Source organism: Lactiplantibacillus paraxiangfangensis (assembly GCF_036246185.1).
Lineage (GTDB): Bacteria > Bacillota > Bacilli > Lactobacillales > Lactobacillaceae > Lactiplantibacillus > Lactiplantibacillus paraxiangfangensis.
In genome coordinates this window covers 15,838-32,284 of the sequence record NZ_BTPW01000022.1, presented here as the reverse complement: position 1 = coordinate 32,284, position 16,447 = coordinate 15,838, and the positions used below count along the sequence as shown (strand labels likewise).

At 45.4% G+C, this 16,447-nt stretch carries 13 protein-coding genes; 10 read left to right on the top strand and 3 right to left on the bottom strand.

What is annotated here, in order from left to right:
- Window positions 1-63 precede the first annotated feature (63 nt).
- A complete protein-coding gene (locus tag AAA939_RS11795) occupies window positions 64-2,043 on the bottom strand; it encodes an ABC-F family ATP-binding cassette domain-containing protein (protein WP_338210400.1) in 1,980 nt (659 codons plus the stop codon).
- Between the two features lie 168 nt (window positions 2,044-2,211).
- Between AAA939_RS11795 and AAA939_RS11790 the strand changes: the two genes are divergently transcribed.
- Complete coding sequence (locus AAA939_RS11790; protein WP_057706864.1) at window positions 2,212-2,877, top strand: redox-sensing transcriptional repressor Rex; 666 nt, start codon at window positions 2,212-2,214, stop codon at window positions 2,875-2,877.
- A 47-nt stretch (window positions 2,878-2,924) separates the two neighbouring features.
- Here the strand turns inward: AAA939_RS11790 and AAA939_RS11785 are convergent, their stop codons facing one another.
- Window positions 2,925-3,563: a CPBP family intramembrane glutamic endopeptidase gene (locus AAA939_RS11785; RefSeq protein WP_338210398.1), complete on the bottom strand. Its 639-nt coding sequence runs from the start codon at window positions 3,561-3,563 to the stop codon at window positions 2,925-2,927.
- Window positions 3,564-3,753: 190 nt separating this feature from the next.
- On the opposite strand from AAA939_RS11785, the gene groES reads away from it, so the two are divergent.
- The 5 genes from groES to AAA939_RS11760 all read left to right on the top strand — a co-directional run bounded on the left by groES (window position 3,754) and on the right by AAA939_RS11760 (window position 10,384).
- A complete protein-coding gene (gene groES, locus AAA939_RS11780) occupies window positions 3,754-4,038 on the top strand; it encodes a co-chaperone GroES (RefSeq protein ID WP_057706862.1) in 285 nt (94 codons plus the stop codon).
- A gap of 53 nt (window positions 4,039-4,091) precedes the next feature.
- A complete protein-coding gene (gene groL / locus AAA939_RS11775) occupies window positions 4,092-5,717 on the top strand; it encodes a chaperonin GroEL (RefSeq protein WP_338210397.1) in 1,626 nt (541 codons plus the stop codon).
- A gap of 369 nt (window positions 5,718-6,086) precedes the next feature.
- The gene (locus tag AAA939_RS11770) at window positions 6,087-7,922 is read left to right on the top strand and encodes an APC family permease (RefSeq protein ID WP_057706860.1); all 1,836 of its coding nucleotides are present in this window, start codon (window positions 6,087-6,089) and stop codon (window positions 7,920-7,922) included.
- 153 nt (window positions 7,923-8,075) lie between these two features.
- Complete coding sequence (locus AAA939_RS11765) at window positions 8,076-9,173, top strand: glycosyltransferase family 4 protein (RefSeq protein WP_338210392.1); 1,098 nt, start codon at window positions 8,076-8,078, stop codon at window positions 9,171-9,173.
- Window positions 9,174-9,481: 308 nt separating this feature from the next.
- A complete protein-coding gene (locus AAA939_RS11760; protein WP_338210390.1) occupies window positions 9,482-10,384 on the top strand; it encodes a phosphate ABC transporter substrate-binding protein in 903 nt (300 codons plus the stop codon).
- 62 nt (window positions 10,385-10,446) lie between these two features.
- Here the strand turns inward: AAA939_RS11760 and AAA939_RS11755 are convergent, their stop codons facing one another.
- A complete protein-coding gene (locus AAA939_RS11755) occupies window positions 10,447-11,088 on the bottom strand; it encodes a YigZ family protein (RefSeq protein ID WP_338210388.1) in 642 nt (213 codons plus the stop codon).
- Window positions 11,089-11,155: 67 nt separating this feature from the next.
- Between AAA939_RS11755 and AAA939_RS11750 the strand changes: the two genes are divergently transcribed.
- The 4 genes from AAA939_RS11750 to secA all read left to right on the top strand — a co-directional run bounded on the left by AAA939_RS11750 (window position 11,156) and on the right by secA (window position 16,412).
- Window positions 11,156-12,508, top strand: a complete 1,353-nt coding sequence (locus AAA939_RS11750; RefSeq protein ID WP_338210386.1) for an ATP-dependent helicase ComFA — start codon at window positions 11,156-11,158, stop codon at window positions 12,506-12,508.
- Window positions 12,509-12,524: 16 nt separating this feature from the next.
- Window positions 12,525-13,151 (top strand): ComF family protein, encoded by a 627-nt coding sequence (locus AAA939_RS11745; RefSeq protein WP_338210384.1) that lies wholly within the window; start codon window positions 12,525-12,527, stop codon window positions 13,149-13,151.
- Window positions 13,152-13,284: 133 nt separating this feature from the next.
- Complete coding sequence (hpf, locus tag AAA939_RS11740) at window positions 13,285-13,851, top strand: ribosome hibernation-promoting factor, HPF/YfiA family (protein WP_057706855.1); 567 nt, start codon at window positions 13,285-13,287, stop codon at window positions 13,849-13,851.
- Window positions 13,852-14,051: 200 nt separating this feature from the next.
- Entirely contained in the window at window positions 14,052-16,412 is a 2,361-nt protein-coding gene (secA, locus tag AAA939_RS11735; RefSeq protein ID WP_338210380.1) for a preprotein translocase subunit SecA, read from the top strand.
- Window positions 16,413-16,447 lie beyond the last annotated feature (35 nt).

Here is a 16,447-nt window from a genome sequence, read left to right as displayed (position 1 = left end):
AAACTTATAATGAAGATAAAAAAGCGGCTCAGATAAAATCTGAGCCGCTTTTTTTAGTTGGAATTAGTCCATATTTTCAAGGGCTTCGGCTTGTTCAGTCCAGTCCGTTTCGGCTTGTGCTTGCTCTGCGTTAACGGCGTCAAGCTGCTTTTGTAAGTCGCCTAATTTGCCAGAATCGGAAAAGTTTTCCGGTTGTGCCATTTCTTCTTGGATGACCGTTGCCTGTTGTTCCAAATCGTTCATTTTAGCTTCAAGTGATTCGACGCTACGCTCTAACTTACGCTTTTCACGTTGTTGTTGCTTGCTAGCTTGATAATTCTGCTGGCCCTTTGAACGCGGTACGGCAGCTGAAGCGGTCGTGGCATCTGGGTTAGCTAGTGCGGCCTGTTCGGCGGCTTCACTCGCGGCCGCCGCAGCGAGTTCTTCTTGTTCTTGTTTCTTATCGATATAGTAATCGTAGTCGCCTAAGAACAGTTCCGTTCCTTCGGGTGAGACTTCGACGACACTAGTGGCCACTTGATTAATGAAGTAACGGTCATGAGAAACGAAGAGGAGGGTCCCGTCAAAATCATTGAGGGCCACTTCCAACACTTCCCGACTATCGATATCCAAATGGTTGGTCGGTTCGTCAAGAATCAAAAAGTTATTATTTTGCATCGCAAGTTTAGTTAGCAATAAGCGAGCCCGCTCACCACCGGATAGAGCGTGAATTGGTTTGTCGACGTCTTCGCCGGTAAAGAGAAAGCTCCCGAGAATCGTCCGGATATCCTTTTCAGGCGTGGTTGGGTGTTCGTCCCATAATTCGCTTAAAACTGTTTTGCTATCATGAAGGTTCCGTTGTTCCTGGTCGTAGTAGCCAGTTACGACGTTAGTGCCGAAGACGGCTTGACCTTTGATGAACGGAATCTTTCCTAAAATACTTTTTAAGAGGGTCGATTTACCAATCCCGTTGGGGCCAACAATGGCGACGGCTTCGTGTTTTTTAACGTTAAGGTTATCCGGTTCTGATAACGTTTGACCAGCGTACCCAACGGCGGCATCCTTAACGGTCAAAACAATGTTCCCACTTTGCTTGGCAGCGTGGAAGCCAAAGTGCGCCGTTTTGTCATCGCCGTCTGGTCGGTCTAAACGGTCCATCTTAGCTAACTGTTTACGCCGAGCTTGCGCCCGCTTCGTCGTTGACGCCCGTACAATATTCTTGTTGACGAAATCTTCTAACTTACTGATCTCAGCTTGTTGTTTTTCGTAGTGTTTCCACTGGGCCTGAATGCGGGCGGCTTTTTCCTGAACAAATTGATCGTAGTTTCCGGTGTAGTGGATCATTTCATGATGGGATAGGTCGTAGACTTCGTTAACAACGCGGTCTAAGAAGTACCGGTCATGGGAAACGATTAGTAAGGCGCCGGTATACGATTGCAAATAACTTTCCAGCCAAGTTAACGTTTCAACGTCCAAATGGTTGGTCGGTTCGTCCAAAATCAAGAGATCCCGTTTTTCAAGCAATAGTTTGGCTAACGCCAACTGAGTCTTTTGACCACCAGAGAGTTCGGTGACCGATTTGTCGTAAACGTCGGCGTCGAATTGAAATCCGTGCAAAACGCCGCGGATTTCGGCCTGATAGCCGTAACCATTTTTTTGTTGAAAGGCGGTTTGAACCTGATCATAAGTTTTTAAAGTTTGTTGGTAAGTTTGGTCGTCCGCAATGACGGCGGGGTCGCTTAATTGAGCTTCTAAGCGGTGCATTTGGTCTTCTAAGGCGTGCACTTCGGCAAAGACACTGCTCATTTCTTCCCAAATCGTATTGTTGCTGTCGAGGCCTTGATCTTGGGCTAAGTAACCAATGGTCAGGTCTTTACGCATCGAAATCTGGCCCTCATCCGGGACCGTTTCACCGGCAATCATTTTTAGTAAGGTTGATTTACCCGCACCGTTGCGACCAACTAAGGCCACCCGGGCATGTTCTTGAATGTCCATTTGTACGTTATCGAACAAGACATCGGCGCCAAAACGCCGCATGACTTGCTGTACTTGTAGTAAAATCACGCTTTTTTAAGCTCCTTTCACATTTAATTCGTCACACAATTGTAGCATATTGCAACGGTCTGCCCTAGTAATACGGAATAATAAGTAATTATTATTTCACAAAGTGACGCACTATGCTAGAATAGTGTCAGCAAATTCACAAACTTTTGGTAAGGAGGGATCGTCCGAATGGCAGAAACAAAAATTCCTCGGGCAACGGCGAAACGGTTGCCGATTTATTATCGTTATCTCAATATTTTATTAGATGCCGATAAAAAACGGGTTTCATCAACGGAATTGTCCGAGGCGGTTAAGGTAGATTCAGCAACGATTCGACGCGATTTTTCATATTTTGGGGCCCTAGGTAAACGGGGGTACGGATATGATGTTGAAAAGTTACTTTCGTTCTTTAAGAAAATCTTGAATCAGGATACTTTAACGAACGTTGCCTTGATTGGGGTCGGAAACTTGGGACACGCGTTACTTAACTTTAATTTCCACAAGAACAGTAACGTGCGGATCTCCGCAGCTTTTGATGTTAACGAGGCCATTGCGAATACGGTACAAAGCGGTGTACCAGTATATCCAATGACGGAACTTAAAAAGCAATTGATCGAACAACAAATTGAAATTGCAATCTTGACAGTACCAACGACGGCTGTGCAAAACATCACTGATGAATTGGTAGATGCCAACGTCAAGGGAATCATGAACTTTACACCGTTACGCATTTCAGTACCGGATACGGTTCGGGTTCAAAATGTCGATTTAACCAATGAATTACAGACGCTGATTTACTTTATTGAACACTACGGTGAACAATTGGGTGATCACGGCAATTCTGACGATGAATAATAAAAACGCTTGGGATTTTTTCCCAAGCGTTTTTATTTGGCTAGCGGTTATTTACCAAGTAGTGTAGGTAAAATAACAACGCTATTCATTAAAATATGCGCTAACATCGAAGTCTGGATACGGCCAGTTTGGCGGTATAACCAACAAAAGAGTAAGCCAATGAAGGCGTACAGGATAAAGTGACCGTCGGCGTGCGCAAAACTGAAGAAGACACTGGAGATGAGCGCGGCCCCGATTTGCCCAGTCAGTGGGGCAAGGTTGCCAAAAATCACTTTACGAAAGACGAGTTCTTCCATAATAGGGGCGCCGACCATAATTGCTAGGAAAAAGAACGGGTACTGGCGGCCAACGGTTAAAAGCGTCGTCGTATTGGCCGACGCCGTAGAGTGCCCGAGTAGTTGGGTGAGCTGTAAAATCACCATTTGCCCGACAATGACCAGCACGGTACCTAACAACCCCCATAGCAGTGCTTTAACCCAACTAACGGGGTGCTTTTCTAGAGGATTAGGTTCGTGCATCCGACTGGCAACGATGACCAACAGCACAGCGCCGACTAGGTAGTCAACGGTCTGGATGACGAAGACCTGCGATCCCAAATTATGAAAACTAGCGACCAAAAGGCTAGGTAATGCGTAAATTATAAAGTAGAGGATTAAAATGATTAGCGATTGGCGGCGATTAGCCATCAGCTCACGTCCTTTGATTTAGTTAATTTTCGAGTCAATTTGACTTAAGTAATCCCATTATAGTCGATTTGACATTCTTTGACTAATAATTGACAAATCACTTGCATTCTTAAATCAAAATGATATAGTTATCTTTGTAATTAGCACTTGGGTATTAAGAGTGCTAAAAAGAATAAATGGAGGGATTCACGTGTTAAAACCATTAGGAGATCGCGTCATCTTGCAACAACAAGAAGAAGAAGAACAAACGATTGGTGGTATCGTTATTGCCAATAACGCTAAGGAAAAGCCACAAAGCGGTAAAGTTGTTGCCGTCAATGACGGTCGTGTTTTAGATAACGGGACGAAGGTTGCCCCAAGCGTGAAAGTCGGCGATCAAGTATTGTTCGACAAGTACGCCGGTACTGAAGTTAAGTATGAAGGAACTAAGTACCTTGTTTTACACGAAAAGGACATTGTCGCAGTCGAAGACTAATCCATTTAAAACAATATTTAATTAAAAAATTATTCATGAGGTGAAAATAGATAATGGCTAAAGAATTAAAGTTCTCTGAAGATGCACGAGCAGCTATGCTTAAGGGTGTCGATCAATTAGCTGACACCGTTAAATCAACGTTAGGGCCTAAGGGGCGCAACGTCGTATTGGAACAATCATACGGTTCACCAACCATTACTAACGATGGTGTGACAATCGCTAAAGCAATCGACTTGGAAGATCACTTCGAAAACATGGGTGCCAAATTAGTTTCCGAAGTTGCTTCTAAGACTAACGATATTGCTGGTGATGGGACAACCACTGCCACGGTCTTAACCCAATCGATCGTTAACGAAGGTATGAAGAACGTTACGGCCGGTGCTAACCCCGTTGGTATTCGTCGTGGGATTGAAGAAGCCACTAAGACAGCGGTTGATTCTTTACACGCCATGGCTCACCAAGTTAAGACGCAAGAAGATATTGCGCAAATTGCTTCCGTTTCATCTGCTAGCAAAGAAACTGGTAAGTTAATTGCCGAAGCCATGGAAAAAGTTGGCCATGATGGGGTTATCACCATTGAAGAATCCCGTGGGGTCGATACGAGCTTAGACGTTGTTGAAGGGATGCAATTCGATCGCGGTTACTTATCACAATACATGGTAACTGATAACGATAAGATGGAGGCTGACCTTGATAGCCCTTATATCTTAATCACCGACAAGAAGATTTCTAACATCCAAGATATCTTACCATTGTTACAATCAATCGTTGAACAAGGCAAGCCATTGTTGATCATTGCTGATGATATTTCTGGCGAAGCCTTACCAACCTTGGTTTTAAACAAGATGCGTGGGACGTTCAACGTCGTTGCAGTTAAGGCACCCGGTTTTGGTGATCGGCGTAAGGAACAACTTCAAGATATCGCCGTCTTAACTGGTGGTACTGTGATTACCGATGATTTGGGTCTTGAACTTAAAGACACAACTATCGATCAGTTAGGTCAAGCTAACAAAGTTACGGTTACGAAGGACAACACGACCATCGTTGAAGGCGCCGGTGCTAAGGACGCAATCAAGGAACGGGTTGACTTCATCCGTAACCAAATCAGTGAAACCACTTCTGATTTTGATAAAGAAAAGTTACAAGAACGTTTGGCTAAATTAGCCGGCGGGGTTGCCGTAGTTCGCGTTGGTGCCGCTACGGAAACTGAATTAAAAGAACGCAAATACCGTATCGAAGATGCTTTGAATGCGACCCGTGCGGCCGTTGAAGAAGGCTTCGTTCCTGGTGGTGGGACTGCCTTTATCAACGTCATTAAAGACATTGCCGCTTTGAAAGAAGAAGGCGACGTTCAAACTGGGATCAACATTGTTAAGCGGGCCTTAGAAGAACCAGTTCGTCAGATCGCTGAAAATGCTGGTCTTGAAGGTTCTGTCATCGTCGAAAAGATGAAGGACCAAAAGCCAGGTGTTGGGTTTAACGCAGCAACTGACGAATGGGTTGATATGATCGAAGCTGGGATCGTTGACCCAACCAAGGTTACCCGTTCTGCTTTACAAAACGCTGCTTCAGTTTCAGCCTTATTATTGACGACGGAAGCCGTTGTTGCTGAAAAGCCTGAACCACAAGCACCAGCTGCACCAGCCGCACCAAACCCAGGTATGGGCGGTATGATGTAAACCGTTAGTTAAAAACGGTAAGTACAACTATAGTGATTAAAAATAGCTGCCGTAAGGGATCAATGGATGCCTTGCGACAGCTATTTTGGGCTTTAAGAAAGTCAGCGCTAACCACGTCAAACTCAATTATTTGCAAAAAGGCTAAAGAGCCAAAATAGTCGCGTCATCGGGTAGCCTTGGATGCTAGTGAAATTAAAGTGTTGCTTTGCGTCGGGTGGCGCGTTAGAATCAGTCGTTGGCGAAAAATTGCGAAAATAATTTAATTGATTGCGATTTTAACGTGTAGTATTTACTAATTTAAAGTAGTAAAATCTACTTTGACTTAGCTTACTTGGGAATAATTATTTTTGAAATAAAGGAGTTATTATCATGTGGCGTTATTTAAAACGGTTGCTAATTGGGAAACCGTTAAAAACCATGGATGAGGGTGGGCAAGCGCTCACCAAGTTCAAGGCGTTGGCGCTGCTGTCTTCAGACGCGCTTTCGTCAGTTGCCTATGGTACTGAACAAATCACAACCGTCTTAATTACACTTTCAGCAGCTGCCTTGATGTATCAACTATATGCTGCGGCGCTCGTGTTAGTCCTGTTGTTTGCGATTACGATGTCGTATCGTCAAATTATTCGGGCCTATCCGTCCGGTGGTGGGGCTTACGTTGTTGCTAGTACGAACTGGGGGCGACCAGCCGGGTTAGTTGCCGGGGGGTCACTGCTCGTTGATTATATGCTAACCGTTGCGGTTTCAGTAACTTCTGGGACTGAAGCGATTACGTCAGCGATTCCAGCACTAACGAATTATCAAGTGTTGATTGCAATTGTGATCGTGATTGCGATTATGGGGTTAAACTTGCGGGGCATGCGGGAGTCAGCTTCGTTTCTAACGTTCCCCGTGTACTTTTTCATCATCATGATTATTGGCATGGTCTTGTGGGGTGTCATGAACATTGCGAGTGGTAACTTAACTTACCATGCGTCGGCAGCGATTGGCGCACCGGTCCAAGGGATGACCCTGGTGTTATTCTTCCGTGCGTTCTCATCTGGTTCATCCTCACTGACTGGGGTTGAAGCCATCAGTAACGCGGTGCCAAACTTTAAGCGTCCTAAACGTAAGAATGCCGCTAATACGCTTGCAATTATGTCATTGATATTAGCTGCTTTCTTTGCTGGGATTACTTACTTGAGTTATTACTTGGGAATTAAACCACAAGCTGATAACACGGTCTTGTCACAAATTGCGTCAGCCGTATTTGGTCACGGCTTGTTCTACTATTTATTACAACTTTCTACGGCCATGATTTTAGCCGTTGCAGCGAATACCGGTTTCTCAGCTTTCCCAATTTTGGCCTATAACTTGGCGAAAGATAAGTTTTTGCCACATGCTTATATGGACCGTGGAGATCGCTTGGGTTACTCGAACGGAATTATCTCGTTAGCCGTTGGGGCGATTGCGTTAATCATTATTTTTGATGGGAAAACGACGCTGTTGATTCCACTATATGCGGTTGGGGTTTTCGTGCCATTTGCACTTTCTCAATCTGGGATGATTATTCACTGGTTCCGCGAACGTGGCAATTGGTGGTGGATGAAAGCGTCCGTTAACTTACTCGGTGCGCTGATTTCACTCTTGCTAGTGTTCTCCTTGTTCTTGCTCCGTTTTGGCAACGTTTGGCCATACCTAGTTGTTATGCCACTGTTACTGTACATGTTCTATCGAATTCATGTGCACTATATTCGGGTGGCAGCCCAACTACGGGTGATGGCTAAAGAAAAAGCCGAACTACATGACTACGAAGGGGCAACGGTAATCGTCCTCGTTTCCAACGTGACGCGGGTCACGGCTCAGGCGGTTAATTACGCCCGTTCAATCGGTGACTACGTTATTGCCATGCACGTTTCCTTTGATGAAAATCCGGAGAAGGAACACAAGACGGCGGCGGAATTTAAGTCAACTTTCCCAGACGTTCGGTTTGTGGATATTCACTCGTCGTACCGTTCCATTGCAACACCAACGCTACGTTTCTGTGATGTCATCGCAAAACGTGCGGCGGAACGGAACTTCTCGACGACCGTCTTAGTCCCACAATTTGTACCGAAGAAGCCTTGGCAAAATATTTTGCATAACCAAACGAGTTTGCGGTTACGGGCAGTATTAAATTCACGGGAAAATATTATCGTCTCAACTTATAATTACCATTTAAAAGAATAGTTACCTTAATGTGTCACCAGTGATTGGTGGCACATTTTTTTAAAAAGCGTGACCGAAATGCGGTGCCTTTACTAAGTTTCTGTGAAGTGAGTTGTCAAGGTGCGCTGAGATTTGTATAATTATCCTAATAGATGAGAAGGGAGTTGCGCACAAATGATTAGATTTGAAATTCTAGTTAGCTTAATGGCAACCATGATGATCTCCGCAATCTTGACGCCATTTGTGCGAAAACTTGCATTTAGAATTGGTGCGATCGACAAACCTAATCGCCGCCGGGTCAACAAGGTACCCATGCCAACCATGGGTGGCTTAGCGATTTTTATTTCTTATACGATTGGGACGACGATTTTATATTTGATGCATCAATTCCCCAGTCGGCTGTTTTTCGCATTGCTGGGTGGCGAACTGATTATTTTGAGTACTGGGATCATTGATGATGTTTATGAGCTAAAGCCCCGACAAAAAATGTTGGGGATTACGCTCGCAGCGCTAGAAGTTTACTTTATCGGCGGCATTCGAATGACCACCTTTACAGTACCGTTTTTAGGCCTAATTCACTTTCAATGGTTGAGTTTACCAATCACTTTGTTGTGGATCTTAGCGATTACTAACGCAGTGAACTTAATTGATGGGTTGGACGGCTTGGCAACCGGGGTTTCCATCATCTCGCTGAGCACGATGGGAATTATCGGTCTGTTCTTTTTAAATGCCAATACGTTCGTTTCCTTATTAATCTTCACGTTGGTCGCAGCGATGCTTGGTTTCCTACCGTATAACTTTTTCCCAGCGCGCATTTACTTGGGAGACACGGGATCACTGTTTATTGGGTTTATGACGGCGGTCTTTTCACTATTTGGTCTGAAAAACGTCACGTTGATTTCAGTTGGGATTCCGGTCATGATTTTAGGGGTACCCATTACCGATACCGTGTACGCGATGATTCGGCGGATTTTAAACAAAAAACCAATTTCGCAAGCGGATAAGCATCATTTACATCATCGCTTGATGCAACTCGGACTGACACACCGTCAAACGGTCATGGTCATTTACGGCATTGCGTTGATCTTTTCGTTTATTTCCTTACTTTACCCAATTTCTTCCATCTGGGGCTCCATTTTATTAACGATTGGATTGCTGTTTGGACTTGAATTATTTGTGGAAGCGATTGGCCTTGCCGGTGATAATCGGCAGCCGTTATTGAACTGGATTAAACGCACCGTGGCCCGGTTTACATCGAAAACTAGTCACTAATATTAAAGAAATTGTTACAGGCTCACTGGCGGATAATCGCTAGTGAGCCTGTTTTAATTAGGGCGTTGTTCGGTTCAAACAAATAGCCTTTACTTAAAATATACAAGGGATTTACACAATCATCATTTTTAATTTACACACGGCCGGTAATATTGAAAATGTTCCAGAGACAATCAATGGATGGTATAGAACAGCCGGTGATCATGCTCGCATCACTATTCAGCACTTCCTACCCAGACTTGCTAAGGTGTTCTGCCAGCATTGATTGTTTAATTATGATAGTCAAATGGAGAAGGGGAGTTTCGATTATGAGAAAAGCAGTGACACTTGGGGCGCTGGCCGTAACAATTACCGTACTACTGGCTGGTTGTGGAAGTAATTCTGCAACAAGTACTAAGAATACTAGTAGCAGTAGCACCAGTTCAAAGACCACCAAAATCGTGGCGACTGGTTCGACTGCGTTACAACCGTTAGTAGAACAGGCTGGCCAAGCTTATCAAAATGAACATGCCAAAGTAACGATTAACGTTCAAGGTGGCGGTTCTGGAGCTGGTCTAAGTCAAGTAGCCAAGGGCTCTGTTAACATTGGTAACTCCGACTTGTTCGCACAAGAACAAAAGGGCCTGGATGCTAAGGGCTTAGTTGATCATAAGGTCGCCGTTGTTGGGATGGCACCAGTGGTTAACAAAGATGTTGGTGTAACTAACATTTCTAAGGATCAATTGGTTAAAATCTTCCAGGGTAAGATTACGAACTGGAAAGAAGTCGGCGGTAAGAGTGAAAAGATCACTGTTATTAACCGTGCTCAAGGTAGTGGGACCCGGGCCACTTTTGAAAAGTGGGGCCTTGGTAATGCTAAGGTAGCAACTAGCCAAGAACAAGATTCTAATGGGACCGTTCAAAAGATCGTTGGAACGACGCCAGGTGCAATTAGCTACTTAGCCTTCTCCTACATTAAAGATAATTTACAAGCACTTTCAATTGATAACGTTAAACCAACTGAAAGTAACGTTGCAAACAACAAGTGGAAGATCTGGGCATACGAACATATGTATACCAAGGGTCAACCAAAGGGCGAAGTTAAGGACTTCTTAACTTACATGACTTCTAAGAGTGTTCAAGGTAGTCTTGTTAAGAAATTAGGTTACATTCCATTGACTTCAATGAAGGTCGACCGGGGACAATCTGGTGAGATCACGACCCTTAAATAGTGACTGTTAAGTCGCACAAAAGCGTCCGGAAATTTTTCCGAACGCTTTTTTTGTGGGGTGATTTAGTTTGATTGAACGGGGACTTCGTTAAACTGTTCGCCCTGGTCTTCAAAACTGGCTTGCCCACTCAGCAGGTTGGTGATGGCTGTTTGAGTGGCAGCCAGCGTAGCGCTGTCGACCGCAATCGTCTGGGTGACTTGAACGCCGTAGTCGGTGTCTAAAGTCATCATATTTTGCTGGGTCAAGTAGTAGTTCAGCGCGTCAACGTTACGGTAATCAATCGTAACGGCGAGCTTTGTTTGTTGAACCCGTTGAACTTTTCCGATACTTTCAATGGCCAGTGCGGGTGCGCCGCTGTAAGCCCGAATCAAGCCGCCCGCGCCGAGCTTAATGCCCCCAAAGTAACGCGTCACAACGGCTAAAACGTCGTGAATTTCGTTCGTCTTTAACACTTCTAAGATGGGCGAACCAGCCGTACCGACGGGTTCACCGTCGTCACTCATACGCTGGATGTGATCATCTTCGCCTAAGACGTAAGCAAAGCAATTATGATTGGCTTTGGGGTTATCCGCCCGCACTTGCGCAATTTTTTTCTGGGCATCAGCTTCGTCACTGATGCGAAAAAGGTGGGCAATAAAGCGTGATTTCTTAATAGTTTGCTCACTAACCGTGTTTTTAGGAATTGTGTAGTATGGTTTTGTCAAAATTAAGGGTTCCTTTCAAGATGTTTGGCTCAGTTATTCGGATGTTATTGATAGGAGGTGCAGTTTAGTGGAAAAATCAGCACTCTATGGTCGCCAGCTCTGTTTAACGCCTGGTGAAGCTCAGGGATTACCCCCGGAAGTTCAAAAAATCGTGGGCATTCAAAGGGATGGTCAGACGTTGCGCTGCAATCGCTGTGGGAGCAATCTAACACCAGCGATGGCGCAGTTGCCTAATCAACAATATTACTGTTATCAGTGCCTGAATTTGGGCCGGGTCAGTACCTTAACTTCACTCTATCACATTCCAGAACCAAATGAATTTTTGAATTATCCCACTTGTAGCTGGCAGGGAAAATTGACGCCCCAACAAGCTGAGTGTGCCGAACGGGTCCGGACTAATTTTGAGCAGCGCAGCCGGCACTTACTGTGGGCGGTCACCGGTGCAGGAAAAACGGAGATGCTATTCCCGGGGTTAGCCTGGGCCCTTAGTCAGGGCTTGCGCTGTGCGTTGGCCTCCCCGCGGGTCGACGTTTGTTTGGAGTTAGCGCCAAGGTTACAGGCTGCGTTCCAAGACGCTGAGATCGCCCTTTTACACGGTCGGAGCGACGAGCCGTACCGGTACTGTCAGTTAACGATTTGCACAACGCATCAACTGTTGCGGTTTCGAGCAGCGTTTGACGTCTTAATTATTGACGAAGTAGATGCTTTTCCGTTTGCGGCGAATCCGCGGTTGCATTACGCGGTCAATCAAGCCGTTAAACCAAACGGCGCCTTACTTTATATGACGGCCACGCCTAGCCATGAGTTATTGCGACAGGTGCGGCGTGGACAGCTCAGTATCAGCTATTTACCGCTGCGTTTTCATCAGCACTTGTTGCCAACGATTAAAGTCAGTTTGCAACCGCACTGGTGGCGCACGATCACGCGCGGACAACTCCCGTCATGTTTGCGGCGCAAGTTAGACGCCTACGCAAAGTCGCATCAACGGTTCTTACTATTCGTCCCCCGTGTTGCTCAGTTAGCGCAAGTCAAAGCGGCGATTGAGCGGGCGGTGCCAGCATTAAACGGACTGACCGTCCATTCCACGGATCCGGAACGGCTGGAAAAGGTCCAACGCATGCGTGACCATCAGGTTCAATTTTTAGTGACAACCACGATTTTGGAACGGGGCGTAACGTTACCTGGTATTGATGTCATTGTTTTAGGGGCCGATGATCCTATCTTTTCGACCGCCGCGTTAGTTCAGATTGCAGGGCGGGTCGGGCGTAGTCGGGAACGCCCCGATGGCCTCGTTTGGTTTCTGTGTGCGAGTTACGCCCGGACCATCAAAAATGCACGGCGACAAATCAAACTGGTCAACCGGAAAGGACGGCGACTGCAGCGTGCAATGCCTACTGTGTCACCAGAACATTCATCATAAGACGAGTCTACAGTGGTTGTTAAGCTGGCAGCCACTGGCGCACCCCGTTGTGTGCGCCGCTTGTTGGCAAGGTTTTACCCGGATTGAGCGGTCAACCGCCTGTCCGGGGTGCGGTCGGGCGCAAGCTAGTCGGCGACTGTGTCCGGATTGCCAGCGTTGGCCCGTTAACCAGCCTTTTCATAACGTTGCGTTATTTACTTACAATGATGCCATGCACAATTATTTTCAGCAATATAAGTTTCAAGGAGATTACCGGGTGCGAGCAGTATTTGCAACGTTAATGCAGACTACGGTCAATCAATTAGCTGGTGACCTTGTGTTAACCATCCCAGTCACAGCGAGTACCATGATGACTCGGGGCTTTAATCAGGTCACCGGGTGGTTAACGGACGATTTAAATCAAGCGGACGGGCTAGCAACGTTGGCACAAGAAAAAGGGGTGGCGCAATCTCAAAAGGCCCGGCAAGAACGGTTGGAAACGCCCCAGCCGTTTAAGCTCGTGATAAGCGCTGAACAATTACGGCATCAACACGTGATTTTAGTTGATGATATCTATACGACTGGGAGCACGATGCGGCACGCGGCTGACCTAATTATCGAAAACGGTGCCAAGTCAGTAACGGGGCTAACTTTGGCTCGTTAATTATGATGAAAAACGCCGTTTGGATTGTTTATTGTAGCGCTTTCTATTATAATAAAAATAAGCAAAGCGATTGAAGAGTGGTCCTTTGGTTGCTTTGGGTACACAGTAATGTGTGTGAAGGGAGAGAAGATCTATGCTAAATTTTAATATTCGCGGTGAAAATATCGAAGTGACCCAAGCTATTCGAGACTATGTTCAAAAACGGGTGGGGAAGTTACAAAAGTATTTCGGCAATGACGTTGACTCCATTGCCCATGTTAACTTGAAGATTCACCCAGATAAGACTGCTAAGGTCGAAGTTACGATTCCACTTCCATATTTAGTTCTCCGGGCAGAAGAAACTTCTCCTGATATGTATGCTAGTGTTGATTTGGTTACCGACAAGTTGGAACGCCAAATCCGCAAGTATAAGACGAAAGTTAACCGTAAATCCCGTGAAAAGGGTTATAAAGCGATTGACTTTGCAGCAACTGATGAAACGGTTGCCGCTGCAGACAATGATCAGGACGATAAGTTAGACGTTGTACGTACGAAGCGGGTGGCTTTAAAGCCAATGGATAATGAAGAAGCAATCCTTCAAATGGATATGCTGGGCCATGATTTCTTTATCTATCAAGACGCAGAAACGGATGCGATCAACATCGTCTATCGGCGTAACGATGGCCGTTACGGTTTGATTGAAACCGACGACAATCAATAATTTAAGATTATTAACGAAAGAGCGGGCCATATCGATGGTCGGTTCTTTCTTTTTTTAATAAAGCGCGCGTTATCGGTTACATTGATAGCGCGCTGTTTTCATTACTCGTAAAAAATGGTAAAATGACAAATGGTATTTTATTTTGAAAATAGACTAATTGAAACGATACTTAATTATTATTATTTGGAGAGGATACGTAAATGGCCAACATTTTAAAACGCTGGGTCGAGAGTGATAAGCGGATTATTCGGCGTCTCGACAAGACTGCCAATAAAGTTGAAGCTTATGCTGACGAATATGCCAAATTAAGCGATGCTGACTTACAAGCAAAGACCCCAGAATTTCAGGAACGGTACAAGGAGGGCGAATCGCTTGACGATTTGTTGCCAGAAGCATTTGCGACGGCGCGTGAAGGTGCTAAGCGGGTACTAGGACTTTACCCGTTCCACGTTCAGATCCTTGGGGGGATCGTGTTACACGAAGGCGATATTGCCGAAATGAAAACTGGTGAAGGTAAGACGTTAACGGCAACGATGCCGGTCTACCTAAACGCCATTTCCGGCAAAGGTGTGCACGTTGTAACGGTCAACGAATACCTATCAGCGCGTGATGCGACTGAAATGGGTGAATTGTATCACTGGTTAGGGATGACTGTCGGTATCAACGGTGCTGAAAAGTCACCCGAAGAAAAGCGGGCAGCGTACAACGCTGATATTACTTATTCAACTAACGGTGAAATTGGGTTTGATTACTTACGTGATAACATGGTGGTTTACCGTGAAGACATGGTTCAACGGCCACTAAACTTCGCCATTATTGATGAAGTTGACTCCATCTTGATTGATGAAGCGCGGACGCCGTTGATTATTTCTGGTCAATCCGAAGGGACGACTGGAATGTACAAACGGGCGGACCGCTTTGCGAAGACGCTGACTAAGGACGAAGATTACAAGGTTGACCTTGAATCTAAGACGGTCGCACTGTTAGACGAAGGGATTCGTAAGGCTGAAAAGTACTTTGGCTTAGAGAACCTCTATGATACGGATAACACGGCGTTAAACCATTACTTGGACGAAGCGTTACGTGCGAACTACATTATGTTAAAAGATAAGGACTACGTGATTCAAGACGGTCAAGCATTGATCGTTGATTCCTTTACGGGACGAATCATGGATGGCCGGCGTTTCTCTGACGGGTTGCATCAAGCGATTGAAGCAAAGGAACACGTCGAGATTCAAGAAGAAACCAAGACCATGGCCAATATCACTTATCAAAACTTATTCCGGATGTATAAGAAACTTTCCGGGATGACTGGGACGGCGAAGACTGAACAGGAAGAATTCCGTGAAATTTACAACATGGAAGTTATTACCATTCCAACCAACCGTCCGATGATTCGTGATGACCGTTCAGATTTACTCTACCCAACGTTGCGGAGTAAGTTTAACGCGGTTGTTAAAGAAATTCAGACGTTATACAAAAAGGGCCAACCAATGTTAATTGGGACGGTCGCCGTTGAAACTTCTGAATACTTGTCACACCGTCTCGATGAAGCCGGCGTACCGCACGTGGTCTTGAACGCCAAGAACCATGCCAAGGAAGCCGATATCGTGGCAAACGCGGGTCAACGTGGCGCCGTTACGATTGCCACTAACATGGCTGGTCGTGGGACTGATATCAAATTGGGACCGGGTGTTAAAGAACTTGGCGGTTTAGCCGTTATTGGGACTGAACGTCATGAATCGCGCCGGATTGATAACCAGTTACGGGGCCGTTCAGGTCGTCAAGGTGATCCTGGTATGTCACAATTCTACTTATCCTTGGAAGATGACTTGATGTTACGATTCGGTTCCGAACGGATCAAGAGTTTCTTGCAACGGATGAACGTGGAAGATGACGATGCGGTTATCCAATCACGAATGATTACACGCCAAGTTGAATCAGCGCAAAAACGGGTTGAAGGGAATAACTACGACTCCCGGAAGAACGTTTTACAGTACGATGATGTGATGCGGGCACAACGTGAAGTGATTTACGGTGAACGCCAACAAGTTATCATGGAAGACAAGTCATTGAAGCCAGTCATCATGCCAATGATTAAGCGGACCGTTGAACGAACCGTTCAATTACACATGCAGGATCCAAAGAATCCAGATTACGCTGCAATCGTTGACTTTGCACAGTCTGCCATGGTTAAAGAAGATTCCATCAGTGAAGCGGACCTTAAGGGTAAGTCAGCTGAAGAAGTTGAAAAGTACTTGATGGACTTAGTCGACAAGATTTACGCTGATAAAGCTAAACAATTATACGACGAAGGCCAGATGTTGGAATTCGAAAAAGTTGTTATTTTACGTGTGGTTGACTCACACTGGACGGATCACATTGACGCCATGGACCAATTACGTCAATCAATCGGTTTACGTGGTTATGGTCAGTTGAACCCACTGGTTGAATATCAACGGGATGGTTATCAGATGTTTGAAGAAACGGTTGCCGATATCGATTACGATACGACCCGTCTCTTCATGAAGTCTGAAATTCGTCAAAATATCCAACGTTAATTAACGAATAAAGCATTTTAACGAGTCTGAGACTG